The organism is Enterococcus sp. HMSC061C05 (genome assembly GCF_001814765.1).
Classification (GTDB): domain Bacteria; phylum Bacillota; class Bacilli; order Lactobacillales; family Enterococcaceae; genus Enterococcus_B; species Enterococcus_B lactis.
Genome location: NZ_KV817748.1, coordinates 63506 through 86852, shown reverse-complemented (window position 1 = coordinate 86852; position 23347 = coordinate 63506). Strand labels below are relative to the sequence as shown.

General features: G+C 39.3%; 21 protein-coding genes. 19 read left to right on the top strand and 2 right to left on the bottom strand.

Translation table 11 applies throughout. The annotated features are described in order from the left end of the window. Positions 1-87: 87 nt before the first annotated feature. The 3 genes from HMPREF2988_RS08655 to HMPREF2988_RS08645 are packed head-to-tail and all read left to right on the top strand — an operon-like array spanning position 88 to position 5058. On the top strand, positions 88-3255 hold the full coding sequence (locus HMPREF2988_RS08655; RefSeq protein WP_070770440.1) for an Ig-like domain-containing protein: 3168 nt from the start codon (positions 88-90) through the stop codon (positions 3253-3255). A 19-nt stretch (positions 3256-3274) separates the two neighbouring features. Continuing rightward, entirely contained in the window at positions 3275-4303 is a 1029-nt protein-coding gene (locus HMPREF2988_RS08650) for a WxLIP family cell surface protein (RefSeq protein WP_070770439.1), read from the top strand. Continuing rightward, the gene (locus HMPREF2988_RS08645; protein WP_010724408.1) at positions 4300-5058 is read left to right on the top strand and encodes a WxL domain-containing protein; all 759 of its coding nucleotides are present in this window, start codon (positions 4300-4302) and stop codon (positions 5056-5058) included. The genes HMPREF2988_RS08650 and HMPREF2988_RS08645 overlap by 4 nt, the downstream gene beginning before the upstream one ends. An 85-nt stretch (positions 5059-5143) precedes the next feature. On the opposite strand, the gene HMPREF2988_RS08640 is transcribed toward HMPREF2988_RS08645, so the two are convergent. Further along, entirely contained in the window at positions 5144-5884 is a 741-nt protein-coding gene (locus HMPREF2988_RS08640; protein WP_070770438.1) for a LytR/AlgR family response regulator transcription factor, read from the bottom strand. A 60-nt stretch (positions 5885-5944) separates the two neighbouring features. On the opposite strand from HMPREF2988_RS08640, the gene HMPREF2988_RS08635 reads away from it, so the two are divergent. The 5 genes from HMPREF2988_RS08635 (at position 5945) to HMPREF2988_RS08615 (ending at position 9867) form a co-directional block, all read left to right on the top strand. After that, the gene (locus tag HMPREF2988_RS08635; RefSeq protein WP_070770437.1) at positions 5945-7198 is read left to right on the top strand and encodes a GHKL domain-containing protein; all 1254 of its coding nucleotides are present in this window, start codon (positions 5945-5947) and stop codon (positions 7196-7198) included. A 228-nt stretch (positions 7199-7426) separates the two neighbouring features. Then, positions 7427-8353 (top strand): ATP-binding cassette domain-containing protein, encoded by a 927-nt coding sequence (locus HMPREF2988_RS08630; RefSeq protein ID WP_070770436.1) that lies wholly within the window; start codon positions 7427-7429, stop codon positions 8351-8353. After that, positions 8350-9105 carry an ABC transporter permease gene (locus HMPREF2988_RS08625; RefSeq protein ID WP_070770435.1) on the top strand — a complete coding sequence of 252 codons (756 nt, stop codon included), beginning with the start codon at positions 8350-8352 and terminating at the stop codon, positions 9103-9105. The genes HMPREF2988_RS08630 and HMPREF2988_RS08625 overlap by 4 nt, the downstream gene beginning before the upstream one ends. 74 nt (positions 9106-9179) lie before the next feature. Further along, positions 9180-9515, top strand: coding sequence for a PadR family transcriptional regulator (locus tag HMPREF2988_RS08620; protein WP_002308273.1), 336 nt, complete (start codon positions 9180-9182; stop codon positions 9513-9515). After that, entirely contained in the window at positions 9505-9867 is a 363-nt protein-coding gene (locus tag HMPREF2988_RS08615) for a DUF1048 domain-containing protein (protein WP_002339072.1), read from the top strand. The genes HMPREF2988_RS08620 and HMPREF2988_RS08615 overlap by 11 nt, the downstream gene beginning before the upstream one ends. A gap of 52 nt (positions 9868-9919) precedes the next feature. Here HMPREF2988_RS08615 and HMPREF2988_RS08610 read toward each other — a convergent pair whose 3' ends face one another. Next, positions 9920-11104, bottom strand: coding sequence for an MFS transporter (locus tag HMPREF2988_RS08610; RefSeq protein ID WP_070770434.1), 1185 nt, complete (start codon positions 11102-11104; stop codon positions 9920-9922). Positions 11105-11378: 274 nt separating this feature from the next. On the opposite strand from HMPREF2988_RS08610, the gene HMPREF2988_RS08600 reads away from it, so the two are divergent. From HMPREF2988_RS08600 to HMPREF2988_RS08550, 11 genes are all read left to right on the top strand, one after another. Continuing rightward, positions 11379-11750: a winged helix-turn-helix transcriptional regulator gene (locus HMPREF2988_RS08600; RefSeq protein ID WP_070770432.1), complete on the top strand. Its 372-nt coding sequence runs from the start codon at positions 11379-11381 to the stop codon at positions 11748-11750. Between the two features lie 122 nt (positions 11751-11872). Beyond that, entirely contained in the window at positions 11873-12199 is a 327-nt protein-coding gene (locus HMPREF2988_RS08595) for a nucleotide pyrophosphohydrolase (protein WP_002291148.1), read from the top strand. A 67-nt stretch (positions 12200-12266) separates the two neighbouring features. Beyond that, positions 12267-12980: a class A sortase gene (locus tag HMPREF2988_RS08590; protein ID WP_038398462.1), complete on the top strand. Its 714-nt coding sequence runs from the start codon at positions 12267-12269 to the stop codon at positions 12978-12980. A gap of 308 nt (positions 12981-13288) precedes the next feature. Then, the gene (gene licT / locus HMPREF2988_RS08585) at positions 13289-14140 is read left to right on the top strand and encodes a BglG family transcription antiterminator LicT (RefSeq protein ID WP_002291144.1); all 852 of its coding nucleotides are present in this window, start codon (positions 13289-13291) and stop codon (positions 14138-14140) included. Positions 14141-14261: 121 nt separating this feature from the next. After that, entirely contained in the window at positions 14262-16127 is a 1866-nt protein-coding gene (locus tag HMPREF2988_RS08580; RefSeq protein WP_070770480.1) for a beta-glucoside-specific PTS transporter subunit IIABC, read from the top strand. A 13-nt stretch (positions 16128-16140) separates the two neighbouring features. Next, positions 16141-17583, top strand: coding sequence for a glycoside hydrolase family 1 protein (locus HMPREF2988_RS08575; RefSeq protein WP_070770431.1), 1443 nt, complete (start codon positions 16141-16143; stop codon positions 17581-17583). Positions 17584-17690: 107 nt separating this feature from the next. Further along, positions 17691-18392 (top strand): GntR family transcriptional regulator, encoded by a 702-nt coding sequence (locus tag HMPREF2988_RS08570; RefSeq protein WP_070770430.1) that lies wholly within the window; start codon positions 17691-17693, stop codon positions 18390-18392. 295 nt (positions 18393-18687) lie between these two features. Continuing rightward, a complete protein-coding gene (locus tag HMPREF2988_RS08565) occupies positions 18688-20028 on the top strand; it encodes a PTS sugar transporter subunit IIC (protein ID WP_070770429.1) in 1341 nt (446 codons plus the stop codon). Between the two features lie 25 nt (positions 20029-20053). Beyond that, entirely contained in the window at positions 20054-21142 is a 1089-nt protein-coding gene (locus HMPREF2988_RS08560; protein WP_002312111.1) for a DUF871 domain-containing protein, read from the top strand. An 8-nt stretch (positions 21143-21150) separates the two neighbouring features. Further along, on the top strand, positions 21151-22263 hold the full coding sequence (locus tag HMPREF2988_RS08555) for an amidohydrolase/deacetylase family metallohydrolase (protein ID WP_070770428.1): 1113 nt from the start codon (positions 21151-21153) through the stop codon (positions 22261-22263). Then, positions 22247-23344, top strand: a complete 1098-nt coding sequence (locus HMPREF2988_RS08550) for a DgaE family pyridoxal phosphate-dependent ammonia lyase (protein WP_070770427.1) — start codon at positions 22247-22249, stop codon at positions 23342-23344. The genes HMPREF2988_RS08555 and HMPREF2988_RS08550 overlap by 17 nt, the downstream gene beginning before the upstream one ends. Positions 23345-23347 lie beyond the last annotated feature (3 nt).

Here is a 23347-nt window from a genome sequence, read left to right as displayed (position 1 = left end):
ATACATATTTTAAATATGAAAGTACAATTGGAAATAGATTAAAACGATAAAATAAAATTGTCAAAACGTCAGAGAGGATGGTGGAGAATGAATCAATGTGTAAAAAAGCTGATTGCGTCGATTTTGTTTGTCTTCCCTCTCTTGATGGTGACATCCGTTTTTGCCGATGTAGAGAAAACAAACGAATCAACGCAATCAGAGAATCAAAGTTTTGACAAGACTACTTTTTCAGAAGAATCGATTACTTCTGAAACTACAGAATCTCAAAGTGAGGCTCCTACTAATAAAAGGCAAGAAGAAAATAAGACAAGTGAGACCTCAGAAGTAGCTGAACAAACGTCTGATAGCAGTGAAGCGGCACTGGCAAGAGCTGTTTCAGCGGATGGGTACAGCGAAGCTGCCACAACAGAAGAACTGGCGCAGCTTCTCGCAGACGAATCAGTAACTAAGATCCGACTGACTCAGCCTTTGACTTTAGACAGGGAATTAGAGATCAAACGAGATATCGTTATTGATTTTGGTGGATTCGCTCACAATTTCGGCACACACCATATTTATATCAATGAGATACCTCAGTCGATCGAGTTCCAGAATTTTAAAGGAACAGCTGCACACCCAGGTGGATTGACACCAAATATCGATGGAAATGCCATTATCATTGCTTATATGACCGATTTTTGGGGAAGCAGATATCATTTTACGGGAGAAATAAAATTTACCGGGACACTTGATTTGTATGATGGGTCCAAATTAGGACTGATTTACGCTCCTCGTGCAACTGTCACATTAGATGGTGTTTCCGGTGTGTTGGATGTCCAACCAGTGAAGGAAGGACTGAATGCCGCTCCGGGTAAAGCCTATTTTTGTAGAAGCTATCAATTGAATGTAATTAATGGTAGTCAACTTTATGGACCGTATCTAGGGAAATTCTACGGTTTTCTAGATTCAGGAGATGAGACTGGTAGTGGAAAAACAGCGCCAGGAATCCATATCTTAAGCGGTTCAAAGGTCTCTCTTGATTATGATCGGGCAGATGGCGTTAGCGATGAAGGAGAGGCAGTCGATACGCTACCTGGTAATGTCATGTTTGAAGTCAGTGGTTCGGGAAGCGAATTTTCGGTAAATACAAAGATCAATATTACCAATGACAATAATCGCGGAATCATCCAAATGAGAGGTTCAGGATCGAAAGTCACTGTATCGAATGGTGGGAAAATCACCATCAATACAGCAACTACGGGCGGATTTCGCTTGCAAGGAGATTCTAGTCAAATCCATGTATCAAGTGGTGGACAAATCTCGGTCAAAATGGCTGGAGATGACGATCAACCCGGGAACAACGGAATGCGTTTTGTAGGAAAAGGCCTTTCTTTGATCGTAGAAGGAGCCGGATCAGTTATCGACATCGATAAGCAGAGTGGGCGTTCCAGCGCAGTTCGTTTTGAGAACGGTACGCAAAAGCTGACAATAACCAATGGAGGCTCATTGAGGGTAAGAAATGCAGGGGATGGCAAATCTTACGTGAACAGACTCAATCAAGGAAATCAAGCGATCCAATTTTATGACGCTTCTGGTTTTCTAGAAAGTCCAGGTTCAGCTGATTTTACAGTCACTGGAGAAAAATCAAATATCGATATACGCGCAGATTCCGGAGCAACTGTAGATACAACTGGAGATATTGATTTAAATTTTACGGCAGGTGAAAAAACTTATTTAGTCATGGTTGGGAAAACAGGGGAAGATAAGACCGGCATCATCAGTGGGGATGTGTTGAATGTGGACTTAGAATCTCCTACCTATTTCGATTTCCAAAACAAACGGATTGGAAGCGAGACCAATGGCATAGGCGGCTGGGTATTCCAAGGAAATGGAGATTCTTCTTTGAAGATCGCCCATTCAGAAATCGCTTTATGGCGAAAAACAGGCGCAACATTCGATAACTTTGAAAAAGATCCGGATTATTTTTCTGATATGACAGACTTATCGATCAATGGGACCGACTTAGGCAATTTCGTATCAAGCCCTAGTGCAGGTTTAACAAATGAATTTGCTCAGACAGGTGTCGGAATGAAAAATTATAATCGAATCAGTGCCAATAATCAGCTCCCGATGATTGAATCCTTAAGAGTGCCAACGAATGCAGATAAAAAAATCTATGGGCATGTCGTTGTTCCCGAAGGTGTCGAGGCAAAGCCAAGAGATGCTTGGACAGGCGAAGTAGAAGTGACTTTACGTATTACTTACGCAGATACGACGAAATCACCTGTAGAAATTACTGCTCTCACGCAAGGACAAACAGATGAAAATGAAGGGGCAGGATATAACCCATGGGGAGAAGGCGAACAAGGCGGCTTGTTCGAAGTTCAAGTACCCAATGATGAGAGATTAAAAACGGGGGATCAAGTGCAAGTTGTTGCTGCTAAAAAAGTAAGAGGCGGCCAAGAAGTGACAGAACTGGACTCTGCCAAAACGACAGTCGATGTCATTCCTCCTGAGCCTGCTAAATTAAGTACCACATTGATTAATGCAGCTTCTCGCTCAATCACAGGTACAGGCGAAGCAGGATCCTTAGTTTCATTGAAAAAAAATCAAGCTGTTTTGTCAGAAACCACTATTGATGATACAGGTAAATTTGTTCTTTCTATCCCAGAAAATCAGCTTTTTGCAGGAGATATATTAGAAATCGTATTAAACGACCAAGCAGGAGAAGCTGCTGCTAAGGGTGTGCAGAACAAGCCAAGTACCAACGATGAAATCGGGAATCACAATCCAAGTGATACGCCAGTTGTCTATCATGATGCTCCGCCTTTTGCTCCTGCTGCGAAGATCGTAGTAGAAGGTGGTCTCTCATTTCTTGCCCCTTCCAAACTCGATTTTGGACAGATTAAAGCAACTGGTTTGACGCAAGAAGCATTTGGCCAAATGGATGCGCAGGAAAAATTATGGATTTATGACCAACGAGAAACAAAAAGTCCATGGATCTTAACAATAAAACTATCTCAGCCCTTTACAAACGATTCAGGATTTTCTATGCAGGATGTCCTTTATTTCAAGAAAGGCGAGGAGTATCAATTAGTGAATGAAGAAGAACTGGAAATTGTCGAAGGACAAAATTCTACGAATGCGCAAGCAGATTATTCAGAATATTTAAATAACGGTCGAGCGTTTAAACTTGTCTTAACCAAAGAAAATCAGATAGCTGGTAATTACTCAGCAGAGATGACATGGACATTAGCAGATGCGCCGACAGAATAAAGATCAAGGAGGATGATTGATGAATCGAATATGGAATAAAAGTCATCGAAACAACTGCTCTTTACTTCTGATCCTTCTCCTTGGATTCATCCTTTGGCAGACACCTGTCCATGCCTCCGAATTCAATTTTGCGGTAGATTTTGAATTACCAGCTAATCAGATCGATAAGAACAAAACATATATAAATGTAAGGATGGAGCCTGGAAAAACACAGGAAATCCCCTACACGGTCTTTAACCGAACAGATAAACCAGTAACAGTTGAGACATTGATCCACTCTGCTACGACGAATTCAAACGGTGTGATCGAATATGGAGAATCAAAAAGTAAATTAGATGAAACATTAAGTTATGATATGAAAAACTTAGCAAAAACAGTGGGAGAAATAACTGTTCCTCCTCAAAGTGCGGTCACTGAGACACTTTCACTGAAAGCTCCAGAAAAAGAGCTGGCTGGTGTGGTCGCAGGAGGGATCACGTTTCAAGAAAAAAAAGAGAACGTTTCTAACAAAAGTACAGTTGGTGTCGTCAATCAGTTTTCTCAAGTGAAAGCGATCTTGATTCGAAATAGCGAAAAAGAGTCTTCCCCAGATTTGAAATTAAAAAAAGCTTATGCGGATCAAAGCGATGGAAGAAATGTGATTAAGGTGAATCTTCAAAATCCAAATGCTTCTTATATGTTCGGCTTGACTACATCGGTTGAAATCTACAAAAAAGACTCAAAAGAACCTTACCTTTCAATGAAAAAAGAAAAAATAGATGTAGCACCCAATACAAATTTTGATTTACTTGTCCCATTAGAAGGAAAAAAATTAGCTCCGGGACATTATCAAGCGGTTGTGAAGGGTGCTTGGAAAGAAAAACGCTGGAATCTTCATACTGATTTTGAAATAACTGATGATGCAGCGGACCAATTGAATGAAAAGGATATTGATTTAAAAAATCAGCCAGAAACATTTGACTGGCGATGGCTGATACTTGTTGGAGTCATTCTTATTGGCTTATTTGCTGGATTATTTATTTTAAAAGAAAGAAGGAAAAAGAAATGAAAAAAACAATTGCATTAAGTACCGTTCTAGCTGGAAGTCTATTATTATATACACAAAGTGTTTTTGCTGAGAATAAGAGCTCAGCCACTACAGAAGGAACGATTTCTGTAACAAAACCAGATGCCGCAAATCCTGAAGACGTCGTTCCGGTTCCTCCTGTTGATCCAAATGATCCCGATACGCCGTTTACACCTGACGAACCAAATCAGGGAACATCCGGATTACTGACGATTGACCAAGCTCCAGATCTTGATTTCGGAACAATCAAATTAGGAACAGCAAAAACAGTATATGCTGCATTACAAAGCGGAACGGACAGTACTGGGGCACCCACACAAGTACAGAATTTCGTACAAGTAACGGATAAAAGCGGAAATTATGCCGGTTGGAAACTATCAGTCAAACGAACAGAATTTATTGGAACAACATCTGATACGAATAAACTAACTGGATCAAAGGTGAAATTCAAAAATGCTGTGATTCGAAATAGCGCAACTAATAGCAGTGGAACGCCATCTACCATTTCTGGAACTGGCGCTGAAGGAATCGAGATCCCAGCAGATCAGGCAGTAGATCTAGTAACTGCAGGGGCAAATGAAGGGATTGGCACATGGATTTATTCACTCGGGGAAAATGCGGAACAAGGGAGACAATCAGTGGAATTATTTGTTCCTGTATCTAATTATGCCGTAGACAACTACGTTTCAACATTTACATGGTCGTTAACAGATGCGCCTACAGAAGAGGAAGCGTAAAATCATATCAACGATTTCAGGGAGTGGGCCTTTAGTTGGCTCCACTCCCTGAAATCTGCTCTGCTTACTTCGCAGCTCTCATTCATCAGCTTGAAGCAGTTTGCTGGAAATCATGGAAACGTTCCTTTGTCTTTTCAAAGATTTTCCGACCAACGAGTAAGGAATCACCGTTGAAAAATTCTAACACATAATGAGCAGAATCGATTTTCTGCAATTGTGATAAGTTGATACAGTAGGATTTTAAAAGTAAAAAGTAAGTGTATTTTTCTAACTCTATCTTCAACTGTTTTAATGAAGTACTTACTAGTTTATCTTCTGTCGTTGTTTTGACCATAACTTGATTTTTCAATCCTTTGATACTTTCAATATATAAAATTTCCCGAGGATATAGGACGAGACTCCCGCCTTTTTGATCAATGAAGATTTTATCGACATTTACAATCTGCTGTTCTTTCCAATTGATTTGTTCTAGCACTTGATGAATTTGTTCAGATAAATTCCTGTCTTTTCTGATATATCCAATCGGAAGGATTTTCCGGTTGATGATATCTACTGCAAAGTTCGTATAGGCGGTGAAAAAAATGATATTGCTATGAGCATTTTTTTTACGTATTTGTTCGGCAACATCAATACCTGTGAGTGATTGCTTCAAGTCGATATCGATAAAGAAAACATCGTGATTATCAATAGTGCCCAACTGGATCAACTGATTGATTTGGGAGATGGAAGTGAGCTGCACGATATTCTCGATATGATGATTGACCAATTCTTTGATGATCCATTCGCTGTGAAACTGGTTATCTTCTATGATAAAATACTTTTTCATATGCAGGCTCCTATCAAAAAAATATGTGTACATGATGAAACAAAACAATGGAGGAATAAGATGTTCGCAACAGTGACACTTTATTTGACCTTTACTTTGATTTTAGATTTAGGTATTTATTTATTCTTTTCGAAACAGCTGCTAGTAAAAATCAGCTTTGGTTGTTTAGCTTTGATGGCGCTGATAATTTTTCTTCCTATTCCTAAAGTAAGTTTTCCTTATTTAGTTGGCTTATTATTAATGCTTCTCTTTTATTCTACTACGAAAAACCTATTTATCAGCTGTTTGATCAGTAATCTTTTTTTTGCTATCACTGGGTTCAGCTTTTTTCTGGTTTTTGACTTGCTAAATTATTTAGGAAGAGTACACCTCGGAACAGCAAGTTTTCTTGCACTGCTCGTTGCCTTTCTTTTCTACCTATTAGTAAAAAGTATAGACAAACGGACGAAATTTCTCAACTTGCTTTTTACTTATCCAACCGAGCATTATTTTGGCTGTATGTGTATTTTATTAAGTTGGATCGTGATTTTCTTGGTATTGGGAAGTGTACATTTTCGTTCCTCTGATTATCTGCTTTTGTCTCTTTTATCGATTGTGATCAGCTTTTTTTCGTTGCTTTTTTCTATTATGTTGATCAGCTTTCAAGTAAAAGAAAGACAGCATCAGGAATCACTTCAACTGTATCAAATAAACGAAGAATATTACCATCATCTAGAAGAATTCAAACATGATTATAAGAGTTTGTTGTTTTCATTAAAAAGTACTATTCAGGAAAACAAAAAAGAAACATTGAAATTTTTAGAAATCTTAGAAAACTATTCTGCAGCTATTTTGGAAGAACCGCAAAAGCAACAGCTGACAAAGATTTTATCGCCAGTTGTTAGGGGCGTCTTTTTAGAGTTTCTAGAAAAAGCAGAATCGGAGAAAATCCCGATCCAAGTAGTTATTCCTGTCGAAGTGAAAACCATCCCGATTGATCTGGTTGTTTTTATTCGCTGTTTATCTATTTTTATTTCTAACGCATTCGATCATCGTGTAGCCGATCAGAGTCCGATTACGATCAATCTGCTGGAAGAAAAAGAGGGATTACGTTTTAGTATAGCGAACAAGGCAAATCCGACGAATTTGACGCTAGCGGAAATGGTCCAAAGAGGTAAAACCTCTAAAAAAAATGGCGGATTAGGTCTATACAGTGCGAAAAAAATGTTGGATGCTTACGAAAATGCAGAACTAAAAATCGATTTTTCAAAGCAGAATCACTGTTTCTTTGTAGAAATGTATCTGGCGACCAGAAACAGTGAATCAGTCTGCTGACTTAAAATCGCGAAGAACAGCTTGAACAAAGATTAAATATAAAGGGAGTTCAACAACACAGTTTATTCAAAAAATAAACATAAACAAACAGAAGCGTGGTGACCGTTGTCACCCTTCTGTTTGTTTTGCTATATAGTTAAACAAAGTAGTTGACACTTCCGCTACTTAGTAATACTATATTCGTATACTTCGTGATACTAAGTAGATAGGAAGAAAAGAGGGAAAACAATGGAAAAGATGATTACTGTGACAGATTTATACAAGTCTTTCTCAGGAAAAAAAGTGATAGATGGTGTGAGTTTTACAGTTGACGAAGGCAGCATTTTTGCTTTGCTAGGTACAAATGGTGCGGGGAAAACAACGATCGTCAAGATGTTAGCTACTTTGCTTACACCGGATAAAGGACAGATCCGTATTGCTCATTTCGATGTGGCAAAACAAGGAACCCAAGTCCGTGAACGGATTAGTTTGACGGGACAATTTACTGCAGTAGATGATGTGCTGACTGGTAGAGAAAATTTAGTGCTTATTGGAAAGCTTCGCCACTTGAAGGATCATAAGCAGCGGATTGATGAATTATTACACACGTTTGATTTACATGAAGCAGCTGATCGCCCAGTGCATACGTATTCCGGAGGGATGAGAAGAAAACTGGACTTAGCGATGAGTTTGTTGGGGGATCCGACCGTTTTGTTTTTAGATGAGCCGACAACAGGTCTGGACCCACAAGCAAGAGCTTCTTTATGGGAAACGATCAGGAATTTGAGAAAAGCCGGTGTGACTGTCTTTTTGACGACACAATATTTAGAAGAAGCAGATCAATTGGCGGATCAAATCGCTATTTTGGATCAAGGGAAGATTGCACTTCAAGGAAGTGTAGCTGAGGTCAAAAAATATTTACCGCAAGGAACGATCGAACTGACTTTTGCAGAAGAAGAAACATTCCAAGCCGCATATCGACTGGTAGGCGGAGAAAAGAACGAAGCATTATTGTCTTTATCGATCCCGACTGACAACGATGTTCAAAAAGTAACAGAGATTCTTACTTTACTTCAGCAAAACAAGATCGAAGTTCTGGAATTTGCACAAAAACAACCAACATTAGATGATGTCTTTTTCTCAATCATCAATCAGACGAAGGAGGAAGAAAAATGAACGTGATCCAAGACACGATGACACTAACAGGAAGAATGATGAAGCATATGACGCGAAGCGCTGATACGATTATTACGGTCGTAGTGATGCCAATCATGATCATGCTAGCGTTTGTTTATATATTAGGAGGAGCAATGACCATATCTGTGGCTAGCTATAAAGGGTTCATTCTCCCAGCCATCTTGCTAATGACAGTCATGAGCGGTGTGGCTTATACAGCTTTTCGTTTGAATAATGATGTGACTACTGGGATTTTTGAACGATTCCACTCTATGCCGATTGCTAAATCTGCTATTTTGAACAGTCATGTTGTCACAAGTATGCTGTTTAATTTATTGTCCGTTGCTCTTGTTTTATTCAGTGGGGTCTTGATTGGTTTTCGACCAAAAGCGGATATTGGCGAGTGGCTATTGGCACTAGGGCTTTTACTACTTGTAACCTTAGCTATGTCATGGATTGCTGTATTTTTTGGGCTCATTGCTAAAAGCAATGAAACAGCTAGCGTCTTCTCTTATTTGCTGATGGGGCTTTTATTTATCAGTTCCGGCTTTGTACCTACAGAAACGCTGCCGCATGCTTTACAAGGGTTTGCTGATTATCAGCCGATAACCCCTATTATCAATGGACTCCGTTCACTCATGACTGCTGGAAAAGTACCTGATGATTTATGGACGGCTTTTGCTTGGAGCATTGGGAGTATCGTAGTTTTTCAATGGTTGTCGGTTTTCGTTTATCGCAAAAAACAAAATTAACAGCTTAAATGATTGACGTGTCAATGATTTCAAAATATGATGAAAGCGAGTATAGCGAAAGTACAGGTGAAAAAATGAACGGAATTACGGAAATGTTAAAAGGGGTCCTAGAAGGGATCATACTGGAAATCATCGATCGTCATGAGACTTATGGATATGAAATCACCAAAAATTTACAGGAATACGGGTTTGAAGATATCGTGGAAGGAACTGTCTATACGATTCTTTTGAGATTGGAAAAGAAAGGATTAGTTACCGTTACGAAGAGAAAATCTTCTGTAGGACCCATGAGAAAATTTTATTCTTTGAATGAAGCTGGAAAGCAGGAATTAGAATTATTTTGGAAACGCTGGTCTTTTATTTCAGGTCAAATCGAAAAACTAAAGGAGTACAAAGAAAATGAGCAATAAAAATTTGGTTGGCTATATCAAAAAAATGATGGAAGACAAAGCGGAATATCGCGAACAAATGGCTCGCCTGAAAAAACTTCCTGCTGACTATCAGATCGTCTACAATGAGATACAAAAATTTCTTTGGGAATTTACCGCAGGGGATGGGATGGATATGTTGTCAGCGATGTATGAGTTGCTTGACTTTTTTGAAGAAGGTGCTTCAAATGGTCTTCCTGTCTTAGAATTGGTTGGAGAAGACGTAGGACAATTTGCAGAAAACACGTTACATGAAATCCAGGCGAAGACAAGAATCAATGAATTGAAAAGAAAAATGAATGAGCGGATCGCTAAAAAAATGGAAAAGTTATAAAAGGAACTGTGACAAGTTTTTTGTCACAGTCCTTCATACTGATTTTGAAAGATTATTTGTTTTTCTTTTCTTGATTCAGTAACCAGAAAACTAAAAATACAGCAAGTAAAACGATAACAGCACCAAATAAAGGAGCATAAGTGACACCAATCGTTTTAGTCGTTTGTGCGCCAACAAAAGAACCGAATGCAATACCAATGTTGAAAGCAGAGATATTAAATGCAGAAGCAAGCGTAATATCCTTCGGTGTATATGTTTCAGCTAATTGTACAACATATAATTGTAGACCCGGAACATTCATAAAAGAAAATAGCCCTAGAACAAAGGTAGCTGCTGTAGCAAAGAACAAGTTCCCGCTGAGAATCGTTCCAAATAAAAATACTAAAGATAAGGATAACAAGATAAACATGATACCTAAAGCTTTTAATGGACGTCGGTTCGAAAAATGACCACCGATTGTATTACCAATAGCGACCATTACGCCGTAGATAATCAACAAAATAACGACAGCTTCTGATGAATAACCGATTTTGTCTTCAAGAATCGGAGTCAAATAGGTATAAGCAGCAAATGTTCCTCCGTACCCAAGAGCTGTGATCAAAAAAGAGCCCACTAAAAATTTATTTTTAGCTATCCGAAGAATCCCACCCAGATCGACAACTCCTGGTACTGGGAGATCTTTTGGAATGAGCAATAGATTGGCGAGTAGACCGATAGCTCCAACGAAAGCAATAAAAAGAAAAGTCATATGCCAGCTTGTTTGCTGACCGATGAATGTCCCCAAAGGAACACCGGTAACGGTTGCGACCGTTAGTCCTGTAAACATGACAGCAATCGCACTTGCACGTTTGTCAGGAGAGACGACTTCAGCGGCAATGACACTTGATACAGACATAAAAATCCCATGAGCAAGTGCGGATACGATTCTTCCAGCTAGCAATAAAACAAATACCCCAGAAAAAGCAGCCAGCAGATTTCCAATGATGAAAACCACCATGATTGCTGCCATCAGCATTTTACGGTTCCATTTTGCTGTTAAAATAGTGAGTAAAGGTGCGCCTACTGTCACACCAATCGCGTAAAGAGAAACCGTCAGCCCTGCTTGAGCCAAACTGACATGAAAACTATCAACGATCAAAGGCATAAGCCCTACGCTGATAAATTCTGTAGATCCAATAGCAAAGGCATTGATTACCAAAGCCATAAGCGTAAAAACTGGTGAAATTTTTTTATTCAATTTTATTTCCTCCTCAAATTTTTCTGACAAATAGAGAATATAGACCTTCATCCTTCATTCGTGAAGTACCGACTTTTTTGTATGATAGGCACTTTTTGGTAACAAATGTGAACCTTCAAACGTTTCAGCATTTGAAAAAATTCTTATTTTTTTCAAAATATAGTTCCTTTTTTGACGAAAGTATAAAAACCGCAGAGGAAGAGACTTTGTTAGTTCACAAAATGAAAGGAGCATGCTATGATACGATGCGTATCTTTTTTAAGGAGAGATAAAAATGGAAAGAATCTATCATATTGGCGTCGAAGCAACATTGGAAGTCATCGGAGGAAAATGGAAACCGATTATTTTATGTCATTTAGGTAATGGTCCCATTCGCCCGGGTGAATTACGGAAGAAAATCCCTACGATCACACAAAAAATGCTGACCCAGCAGTTAAGAGAGTTAGAACAAGATGGTATTGTCCATCGAAAAATCTATAACCAAGTCCCGCCTAAAGTAGAATACTCGCTCACTGAAGAAGGAAAATCATTAAGAGAGATTCTAGTAGCGATGTCTGTTTGGGGAGAAGAACGTATCGAAAAACAAAAAGCCTCAGGGGAAGAAGTCACATTACTGCATACACATGGTGGCTACCTAAATTACTGATTTTCTATGACATTTATTTTAAATAAAAGAAAACAGGAGTTTTTTAAAAAGCATCATCTATTTTTTATGTAAAAAAATGGTATGATTAATCAAGTAAGAAATGATTGGAAGAAGGCAAGCAAATGAATAGTATGGAAAAAGTCAACCAGTTTAGAGATGAACGTAATTGGCGACAGTTTCATAACGAAAAAGATTTGGCTATCTCTATTTCTTTGGAAGCATCTGAATTGTTAGAACTTTTTCAATGGAAAACGCCGGAAGAAGTAAAAGAAACACAATTAGAACGAATCAAAGAAGAACTGGCAGATGTATTGATCTATTCATACATGATGGCAGACAATCTTCAATTGGATCTAGATGAGATCATTGAAGAAAAATTGATCAAAAATAATTTGAAATATCCTGTAGAAAAAAGCGCAGGTGTACGAAAAAAATACACAGAGTTGTAGAAATGTGTCATTCAGCTGTTGGAAAGAGCACAAGGAAAACAGTAAAATGAGACTGGAGGGGGAGAAGATGAAGAAAAAAGGAAAAGCAAAAAGATGGCTAGTCAATATCCTCTTGTTCCTCTTGTTATTAGTAGGACTAGCTTTGATTTTCAATGAACAGATCAAAGACTATCTTGTCAGATTAACAGGAGACAGATATGCTATAGCGAATGTAACGAAAGAAGATTTGAAGAAGAATAACGATAAAGATGTCAGTTTTGACTTTGACGCAGTAGAACCAATGACAACAGAAGGAGTGATGAGGTCACAAATGAGCGGAACAGATCTGCCAGTGATTGCTAGTATCGCAGTACCTTCTGTTTCGATCAATTTACCGATTTTCAAAGGCTTGGATAATACTTCACTGCTTTACGGTGCAGGAACGTTATCTCCAGATCAAGAGATGGGAAAAGGAAACTATGCTTTAGCAAGCCATCGTGCAACAAATCCCGAATTGCTGTTTACACCGCTGGAAAATTTGGAAATGGGTGCCAAGATCTATTTGACGGATTTAGAAAATGTGTATACATATAAAACATTTTTTAAAGAAAAAGTTGCTCCTACAGATACACAATTATTGAACGAGGTCGAGGGAAAAGAAATCGTCACGCTGATTACTTGTGGCGACATGGATGCCGTCACGCGACTCGTTGTACAAGGAGAACTGGAAAGTGTCACACCGATGAAGGATGCGACCGATGATATGAGAACTGCTTTCAATCTAGAGACAAAAACATTTTAGGATACTGGGACATAAGTCGTTACAGATCAAAAACAGCCAAAGGATATGAATCGATAAGGAAAAACCGATTTGCTGAAAAAAGAGGAACGCAAAGAGGTGCATCTCTGATTTGGTTGTTTTCTAGATAGACTTGTGTTCCAGTTTCTTTATTTTTTATATGAAAAGGCTTGCATAAATAAAAAATCGATGGTATGATGATTTTGAATAAGAAATGGATTGTTACTGTACGGCAGGCAAAACCAGAATTCAGCTAAGAAACAGTAGGCGAATTCTAGGTTTTTTTATTTTTCTTGAGAGGGCGAAGCAAAATGAAAATTGATAAAATTTTGAATAACAATGTCGTCATTTCGAAAAATGGATTCGGGGAAGAAGTCGTTTGTATGGGAAAAGGATTAGCTTTTCAAAAAAAGATTGGGGACGAGATTTCGCCAGAAGCGGTCCAAAAAGAATTTGTGTTAAGAGATTCTTTTGCTAAAAACCAATTCCAACAGCTGATGGCTGATATTCCGGCAGAGGAGATCGAATGGGTCAAACAAGTAGTCGAACTGGCTGAAGATAAACTAAAAGTTGAATTTTCGCCTAATATTTATCTGACATTGACCGATCATCTTCATTATGCAATCACACGGGCAAAAGAAAATATCCAACTGCCTAATCCATTATTATTTGAAACAAAAAAATTTTATCCGAAAGAATATCAAGCAGCGAAAGAGGCTCTTTTGTTCGTGAAACAAAAGACTGGTGTGGAACTTTCTGAGGATGAAGCCGGTTTTATTGCCTTTCATTTTGTGAATAGCCAACAAGGAAACGAAGACATGCAAGTGACGATGACCGCTACCACAATGGTAAGAGATATACTGAGTATCATCAGTAAATTCTTCGGCATCGTGTTCGATGAAGAATCTTTGAATTATCAGCGTATCATTACACATCTGCAGTTTTTTGCCCAGCGTTATCTCAAAGGGGAAGGATCTGACGAACAAGATGAATTTCTCTACGCATTAGTTCAAGGAAAGTATCCAAAAGCGTTTCATTGTGTCGAACGGATCAACGAGTATCTTCGACAAACGCAAAAACAGGAAATGGGAATCGCAGAGCAGATTTATTTAACGATCCATATTCAAAGAGTAGTAAGTGAGAAAAAAAGCATCCAATCATAAGGATTGTTACTGTATGGCAGGCAAAACCTGGATTGAAAAAATAGGTTCACGAATGTTTGTGACTGTTTTTTTCAATCTGGGTTTTTATTTTTTAAATAAAAAAAGAAAGAAGGAAAAAACAATGGATAATCAAGCAGTTGGTCGTCGTGTATGGGAAGCGGTAGGAGGACAAAAGAATGTCAAAAGTTTAGTACATTGTGCTACGCGTTTGCGGTTCAGATTAAAAGATGAATCTTTAGCAGATACGCAAAAGTTAAAAGAAGACCCAGACGTGATCCAAGTCGTTCAAAGTGGCGGTCAGTATCAAGTAGTGATTGGCAGTAATGTAGCAGATGTTTATCAATCGATCGTGGATGAGGAAGGTCTTGCAGTTTCGGAGGATGGAAAAGAAGAGTCCAAAAATGTTTTGAATCGTCTAATTGATATCATTTCTAGCATATTTACACCTTTTCTAGGGGCGATGGCAGCCGCCGGGGTATTGAAAGGATTCTTGTCATTGGCAACGGTGATGGGCTGGCTGACAGCTGATAGCGGTACTTATCAAATATTGTTTGCTGCAGCAGATGGTGTCTTTACCTTCTTACCTGTCATGCTTGCTTTTACAGCAGCTAAAAAGTTCAAAGCCAACCAGTTTTTAGCAGTAGCAATTGCTATGGCACTTGTGTACCCAGCTATCACAGCAGTTGCTGGTGCGGGAGAAGCTATCAGTTTCTTTGGGATCCCAGTGATTCTTTCGCCGTCTGGTTATACTTCTTCTGTCATACCAATCATTCTAGCAGTATGGGTGCAAAGTAAATTAGAGCCATTCGTAAAAAAAGTGATTCCGCAATTTTTGCAAATGATTTTAGTTCCGCTTGTCGTTTTAGTAGTGATGGTTCCGTTGACATTTCTTGCTTTAGGACCAATCGGGACGGTGGCCGGTAATGCTTTAGGCGGTCTCTTCAACTCGATTTATGGATTTAGTCCAATCGTAGCAGGTCTGATCATGGGAAGTTTATGGCAAGTATTCGTAATGTTCGGCATGCATTGGGGCTTCGTACCGATCATGTTTTTGAATATCGAACAATATGGGTTTGATGTATTGATGCCAATGCTTCTTCCAGCCATCTTGGCACAAGGTGGCGCTGCTTTAGCTGTAGCGTTACGAACAAAAAATACGAAGCTTCGAGCATTAGGGATTTCTTCTACAGTGACTTCGTTATTTGGGATCACTGAACCAACTGTGTATGGTGTGACGTTACCGTTGAAGAAACCATTCATTGCAGCGTGTGTTTCTGGAGGGATCGGAGGAGCTATTATCGGATTTTCTGGAGTAAAAGCTTTCTCCAGCAGTTTGGTCAGCTTATTAACGATTCCGACCTTCATTAGTACGGTAGATGGTGTAGAGTCAAATGTGACAGTAGCAGTAATAGCTACAGGAATCGCTTTTGTTCTAGCATTTGTAGGTACGCTGATTTTAGGATTTGACGAACAAACACAAGACAATCAATTAGAAAACAAACATGCAAATGCAGGAGAACCGATTACTTCAGCACGGCATACCTTAAAGAGTCCTTTAACGGGTAAAGTACTGCCACTGAGTGAAGTGCCAGACAAAGTTTTTTCTTCTGGCGCGATGGGAAAAGGTATCGCTATTGATCCAGAAGTAGGGGAACTTGTTGCCCCGGCAGATGGAGAGATTACGACTATTTTTCCAACTGGACATGCTGTAGGGATCACAACGACTGACGGAGCGGAGATTTTGATTCATATCGGGATGGATACGGTAGAATTAAATGGGAATGGTTTTGAAATCTTAGTCAAACAAGGAGACCTCATCAAAACAGGAGATTTATTGATCCGTTTTGACATTGAAGCAATCAAAGCAGCTGGCTATAGTGTGATCACACCGGTTGTCATTACAAATACCGATGCATTTGCCGATATACTTGAATTAGACCAAAAAGAGATTATTGCGAATGAAGATGTTCTAGCAATTGTAAAATAAGGAGGAAATCAGGATGCAATCACGTTTTTCAGAAAAATTTTTATGGGGTGGCGCAACCGCTGCCAATCAACTAGAAGGAGCTTATGATCGAGACGGAAAAGGGTTATCCGTTGCAGATGCTATGCCTGGAGGTAAGCAGCGTTTTGCAATCATCGGTCGTAAAGAATTTGACTGGACGATCGATCAAGAAAAATATAATTACCCGAATCATCGCGGAATCGATCATTACGATCGTTTCAAAGAAGATCTTGCCTTATTTGCGGAAATGGGGTTCAAATGTTATCGTTTTTCGATTGCCTGGACACGGATTTTTCCAAACGGAGACGAAAGCACGCCGAATGAAGCGGGATTAGAATTTTACGATCAGCTGATTGATGAGTGCTTAAAATACGATATTGAACCTGTGATCACGATTTCTCATTATGAAATGCCTCTTCATTTGGCAAAAGAATATGGTGGCTGGAAAAATCGAAAACTGATTGACTTCTATGAACGATTTGCTCAGACAGTATTAAAGAGATACAGCAGTAAAGTCAAATACTGGATGACTTTCAATGAAATCAACTCGGCCTTTCATTTTCCAGCTTTAAGTCAAGGATTAGTAAAAAGCAGCGGAGCAGGAGAGTACCAAAATATTTTCCAAGCATGGCATAATCAGTTCGTGGCAAGTAGCAAAGCTGTAAAAATCGGCCACGAATTGCGTTCGGATATCCAAATCGGCTGCATGATTATTTATGCAACGACTTATAGCATCGATGCCAATCCAGTCAATCAGGCAGCAACCATGATCCAAAATCAAGAATTCAATTTTTTCTGCACGGATGTTCAAGTACGCGGAGAATACCCTGCGTACACAGCCCGTACCCATCAAAAATATGGAGTCGATTCGGAAAAATTAGAGCAAACAGAAGAAGATTTCCAGTTGCTAAAAGAATATCCAGTTGACTACATCGGATTTAGTTACTATATGTCTACGGCAATCAATGAGACTGACCCACAAGCCGCAACTTCAGAAGGAAACTTGCTAGGCGGCGTAAAAAATCCGTTTCTTGAGGCGAGTGAATGGGGCTGGCAGATCGATCCAGAAGGGTTGAGAATCGCATTGAATGAGTTATACAATCGTTACCAGAAACCATTATTCATTGTTGAAAACGGTCTTGGTGCTATTGATCATGTGGAAGAGGATGGCTCGATCATTGATGACTATCGGATCGATTACCTACGTCGTCATATCGAAGCAATGTCCCAAGCAGTTGCAGATGGTGTAGATTTGATGGGCTATACCCCCTGGGGATGTATCGATCTAGTCAGTGCATCGACAGGAGAAATGAGTAAACGTTACGGCTTTATCTATGTGGATCTAGACGATGAAGGAAACGGGACATTGAACCGGTCGAAGAAAAAATCTTTTGATTGGTATAAAGAAGTAATTGCCTCAAATGGCGAAAATCTATAATTAAAACAGTGGAATGAAAAAGAACACACTTCTCGCATGTGATTTGTGTTCTTTTTTTATTTTTTATGTGCTATTCTTTTAGTAATAGTAAAGCAAAGGGTGACGTTATGAAAAGGACACGTGTACTATACTTGGAAGTCGCAGATAAAATCAAAGAAGATATTTTCTCAGGAAAGTATCCAGTCGGTTCGATGCTGCCGACAGAAAGTGAATTAGAAGAACTGTTTCAAGTCAGCAAAATCACTGTCCGAAAGGCAATCGAGCTGCTGGCATCAGATGAATATGTCGAAAAGAAAAGTGGTCGTGGGACGACGGTTCTAAGCAATCGTCCTTACAATCGATTATCCAAAGCGGCAAGTTTTACGCAGATCTTGAAGAACTCCCAATATGAAGTTCAGAAAGAAACGCTAGATTTGCAATTGGTCCATATAAAGAAGGAAGATCCTTTGTTTTCCTTTTTCGGTGAGCAAGCTGTTTGTTTTAAGCGCTTATATTATTTGAACAATCAGCCTTATATTTATTTTGTCCACTATCTTCCACAAGAAATGATGCAATTCAGCAGAGAAGAATTTGACAAAGAATCTTTGTATCGTCTGCTGACAAAAAAAGGGTATACCATTGACTCATTTTCTGATGATTTCTCTGCAGTATTTTTAACAGAAGAAGAACAAGAAATTCTGAAAACAGACGCACAGATTGGCATCAAACGGATACGGCAATCGTCTACGCAAATGGGGAAAATGATTGAATATTCAGAAGCAATCTATCATACGGAGCTGCATCCTTACCATATTGATTACGAAACATAAATAAAAAAGAGGTTGTGAAATCAGCGTTTTGACCTGAGTATTAGAGAAAAAAACGGAAAAACAGCTTCTCATGTTTTTGAATTGGTCGGACTTATTACCGTAGATACAAGGCTGACTCTAGATGACCATATATTCTGAATAAAGGGGTGTGACACGACTTTTGTTGCACCTCTTTTTCTTTGTAAAACCAAAAGAGCAAAGGAAAGATACATCTTTCGAAAAGCGTTTACAAATTATAGTAAAGTATGTTATTATTCAATTGTAAACATTATAATGTTATAAAAGGAGAAGAAAGATGGATAAATTTATAGGAATTATCGAACAAAAAATCATGCCCGTAGCCAATCGTATCGGTACTCAGCGACATATGACTGCCATCAGAAAAGGAATCATTGCCACTATGCCACTGACGATCGTAGGCTCATTTTTTACGATTTTACTGAATATCCCGATTGAATCAGTTGCGGCAGTCATTGAACCTTACCGTGAGATATTAGATATTCCTTTTCGCTATACAGTTGGTATCCTTGCTCTTTATGCGACATTCGGGATTGCTTCTTCTTTAGCGAAAAGCTATCGGCTTGATTCACTGACGGCAGGTATCTTGGCATTAATGTCTTTTCTGATCGTGGCAGCTCCTCCTACACGCATCTTAGAAGATGTAGGAGAAATCACAGCCGGACGTTACATCAACATCGCTAATCTAGGATCGGGCTCATTGTTTGGGGCAATCGTGACGGCAATTATTTCAGTAGAGATCTACCGGTTTTTTATCGAGAAAAAAATAACTATCCGAATGCCAGATGGTGTGCCGCCAGAAGTAACAAACTCTTTCGTTGCATTGATACCAGGAGCAGTCATCTTGATTGTCTTTTGGATCATCCGCCATATGCTTGGATTCGATTTAAATGGATTTTTGAGTCAACTACTTATGCCTTTGAAAGGTGTATTAGCGGGTAACAGCTTGTTTGGGGGTCTCTTGACTGTCTTTCTGATTTGTTTCTTCTGGGTGTTAGGAATCCATGGTCCGGCAATCATGGGTCCAGTTATTCGTCCGTTTTGGGATATTTCGATTGCTGAAAATATCGATGCATTTAATGCAGGGACAAGTGCTCACGCCATGCCAAATATTTTTACTGAACAATTTCTACAATGGTTCGTTTGGATCGGCGGAGCAGGAACCACTCTTGCGTTGGTTGTCTTATTCATGTTTTCTAAATCCAAGTATTTAAAAAGCTTAGGACGTTTGTCCATTTTACCGGGTTTGTTCAATATCAATGAACCGATGATCTTCGGTGCACCAGTAGTGATGAACCCAGTTTTGGGGATTCCATTTATTCTTGCCCCTCTTGTGACGACCACTCTTTCTTATGTTCTCACTGTCAGCGGTGTCGTGCCCATGATGGTTGCGCGTCTGCCGTTTGCGATGCCTGCGCCGATTGCTGCTTGGATGAGCACGAACTGGAGCGTTGCAGCAGGATTATTGGTTATTGGTAATTTCTTGATTACTTTGGCTATTTATTACCCATTCTTCAAAGTATTTGAAAAACAGCAATTGGCTAGAGAAGCAGAGGAGCAAGCGAAAGAGCAAGCAGATCTCACTCTGACAGATGGTGTCACCGAAGAACGACTATAATTGAAAAGAAAGAAGAGAACAAACCATGAAACGTTCATTAGGCATTTCCCTTTACCCAGACCACAGTGATCCTCAAAAAGATCGTGAGTATATCGAAACAGCCCATCAGTATGGATTCAGCAGAATTTTTATGAGTATGCTTGAGGTCACGGAAGATCCGGAAGTTGTTCAGAAAAAATTTCAGCAATTAATCTTTTTTGCAAAAGAGAGGGGATTTGAAACGATAGTAGATGTTTCGCCGGCTATCTTTGAACAATTGAATATTTCTTATGATGATTTAGGTTTTTTCCATAGATTAGGCGCAGATGGCATTCGTTTGGACTTAGGATTTGATGGGCGAAAAGAAGCACTTTTGACTTTTAATCCTTATCACTTGGCCATCGAGTTGAATATGAGTAATGATGTGGCTTATCTAGAAAATATCTTGACGCATCAGGCAAATACATCTTTTCTATATGGCTGTCATAATTTTTACCCGCAAGAAGGAACGGCTTTGCCGTATCATTTTTTCCAATCAAGTAGTGAACGATTCAAAAAAAACGGTATTCGAACGGCAGCCTTCATTACTTCACAATCAGGTACAATCGGGCCATGGGATATCAATGATGGACTGCCTACTTTAGAAATGCATCGCCATCTTTCTGTAGAAACAGCGGCCAAGCATTTGTTTGCCACAAACCTAATTGATGATATAATTATTGGAAACGCATACGCAAGTGAAGAAGAATTGAAGTCATTAGGGCATTTGGATCGTTACCAGACTGTTTTTAGAATTGAATTTGTTGCAAATGTAAATGAGGTGGAACGGCAAATCGTATTGGAAGAGCAACATGTTCGTCGAGGGGACATCACAGACCAAGTGATCCGATCAACGGAAGTTCGAAAAAAATACCAAAAAGACGAAAACAAAGTACATGATACTGAGTTTGAATTTGTCGTAGGAGATGTTGTCGTTGGGAATGACCGCTTTGGCAAATATAAAAACGAACTGCAGATCGTATTGGAGCCACACAGTGATCCGCGAAAGAATAAAGTAGGACATATTACTCCAGAAGAATTGATCTTGCTACCGTTCATTCATCCATGGTCTAAATTCAAATTTATAGAAAAGTAGGAATGATTATGTATGATTTAGTCATTAAAAATGCAAGAGAGCTTAACGGGAAGATCTTCGATATCGGGATAGAAAAAGGAAAGATCTGTGAAGTCGCCCCTCTCATCACACAAAAAGCTCGTCAGGAAATCAGCTTGACCCCTCAGCAATATTTGTCGGCTGGTTGGATCGACGATCATGTTCATTGTTTTGAGGAAATGACTTTGTATTATGATTATCCAGATCAGATCGGTGTGAATAAAGGTGTGACAACAGTCATAGATGCAGGGACAACTGGGGCAGAAAACATTGCTGATTTTTATGAACATGCCAAACAGGCAAAAACAAATGTCTATGCGCTTTTGAATATCTCAAAATGGGGAATCGTTGCACAAGATGAACTAGCAGATCTAAACAAGATTCAAGCTGATATGGTAAAGCAAAAAATCAAGGAACTGCCAGATTTCATTATTGGAATCAAAGCACGGATGAGCAAGAGCGTAGTTGGTCAAAACGGCATCACTCCACTAGAACTGGCAAAAAGGATACAAAAAGAAAACCGTCAGCTTCCTTTGATGGTCCATATCGGTTCTGCTCCGCCGGAATTGCTGGATATCCTCTCTTTACTGGAATCAGGAGATATCATGACTCATTGTTTCAATGGGAAAACAAACGGCATCTTGGATCAAGAAACGAAAACAATCAAACAAATAGCTGTAGAAGCAAAAAATCGAGGAATCATCTTCGATATCGGACACGGGACGGATAGTTTTAATTTCCAAGTTGCGGAAACAGCCTATCACCAAGGGATAAAAGCAGATACGATCAGTACAGATATCTATATTCGTAATCGCAAAAACGGTCCAGTCTATGACTTAGCTACAACGATGGAAAAATTGAAGCTTGTCGGATATACGTGGGAAGAAATCATCGAAAAGGTGACGGAAGTTCCTGCACAGAATTTCCATTTGAAGACAAAGGGACAAGTCAGAGAAGGCTTTGACGCTGATTTTACTGTTTTTGAATTGATCAATCAACCCAAGGAACTAATCGATTCCAATGGAGAGAAAAGACAGTCAAATCAGCAAATCAAACCAGTACAAACAATCATCGGAGGAAAAAGTTATGCATGCGAATCATGAGAAATTTCAGTTGAAGAAAGTCATCAATGCTTCAGGAAGAATGACGATTCTAGGCGTCTCGACCCTTTCAGAGACAGTTCTTGATGCGCAACGTTTTGGCGGTCAGCATTTTTTTGAGATGGAAGAATTAAGCATTCAAACAGGAAAATATTTAGCCGATTTGCTAGAAGTAGAAGATGTCCAGATCGTTTCATCCGCCTCTGCAGGAATCGCTCAATCGGTAGCTGCTGTTATAGGCAAAGGAGAACTGTATCCTCTTTATCATCCTTATGCAGAATCCATCAAAAAACGACAAATCATTTTGCCGAAAGGACACAATGTAGATTACGGAACGGCTGTGGAAATCATGGTGCAGCAAGGAGGCGGTCAGGTAGTCGAAGCAGGTTACGCCAATATGTGTACGCCGGAACAAATCGAAATGATGATCACAGAAGAAACAGCAGGGATTCTCTATATAAAAAGTCATCACACGGTACAAAAAAGTATGCTTGACGTGTCAGAGGCAGCACAGATTGCCAAAAAGCACCAGATTCCGTTGATCGTTGATGCCGCGGCAGAAGAAGATCTGAAAAAATATGTGCAAATGGGCGCTGATTTGGTTATTTATTCAGGGGCAAAAGCAATCGAAGGACCAAGTGCCGGAATGGTCATTGGGAAAAAAACGTATGTTTCATGGGTCCGGATGCAATCAAAAGGAATTGGACGTTCCATGAAAATCGGAAAGGAAAATATCTTTGGTTTTGTCCAAGCAGTGGAAGACTATTTGAACAAAGGCAGTGAGTCTGGCCCTGCAATGAAAGAAAGACTACAGCCATTCATCGAACAACTTAATCAGATCAATCATTTAGAAGCTAAGATCGTTCAAGATAGCGCAGGTCGAGCAATCTATCGAGCAAGTGTGAAAGTTTCAGGAGATCAATCAGCAAAACAAGTGATTAAAGCATTGAAAGAAAAAAATCCTGCCATCTATACAAGAGAATACCAGGCAAACAACGGCATCATCGAATTCGATATCCGTTCTGTCAGTCAACAGGAGATGGCAAAAATCATCGATCGTTTAAAAGAAATCTTGAAGAACTAGGAG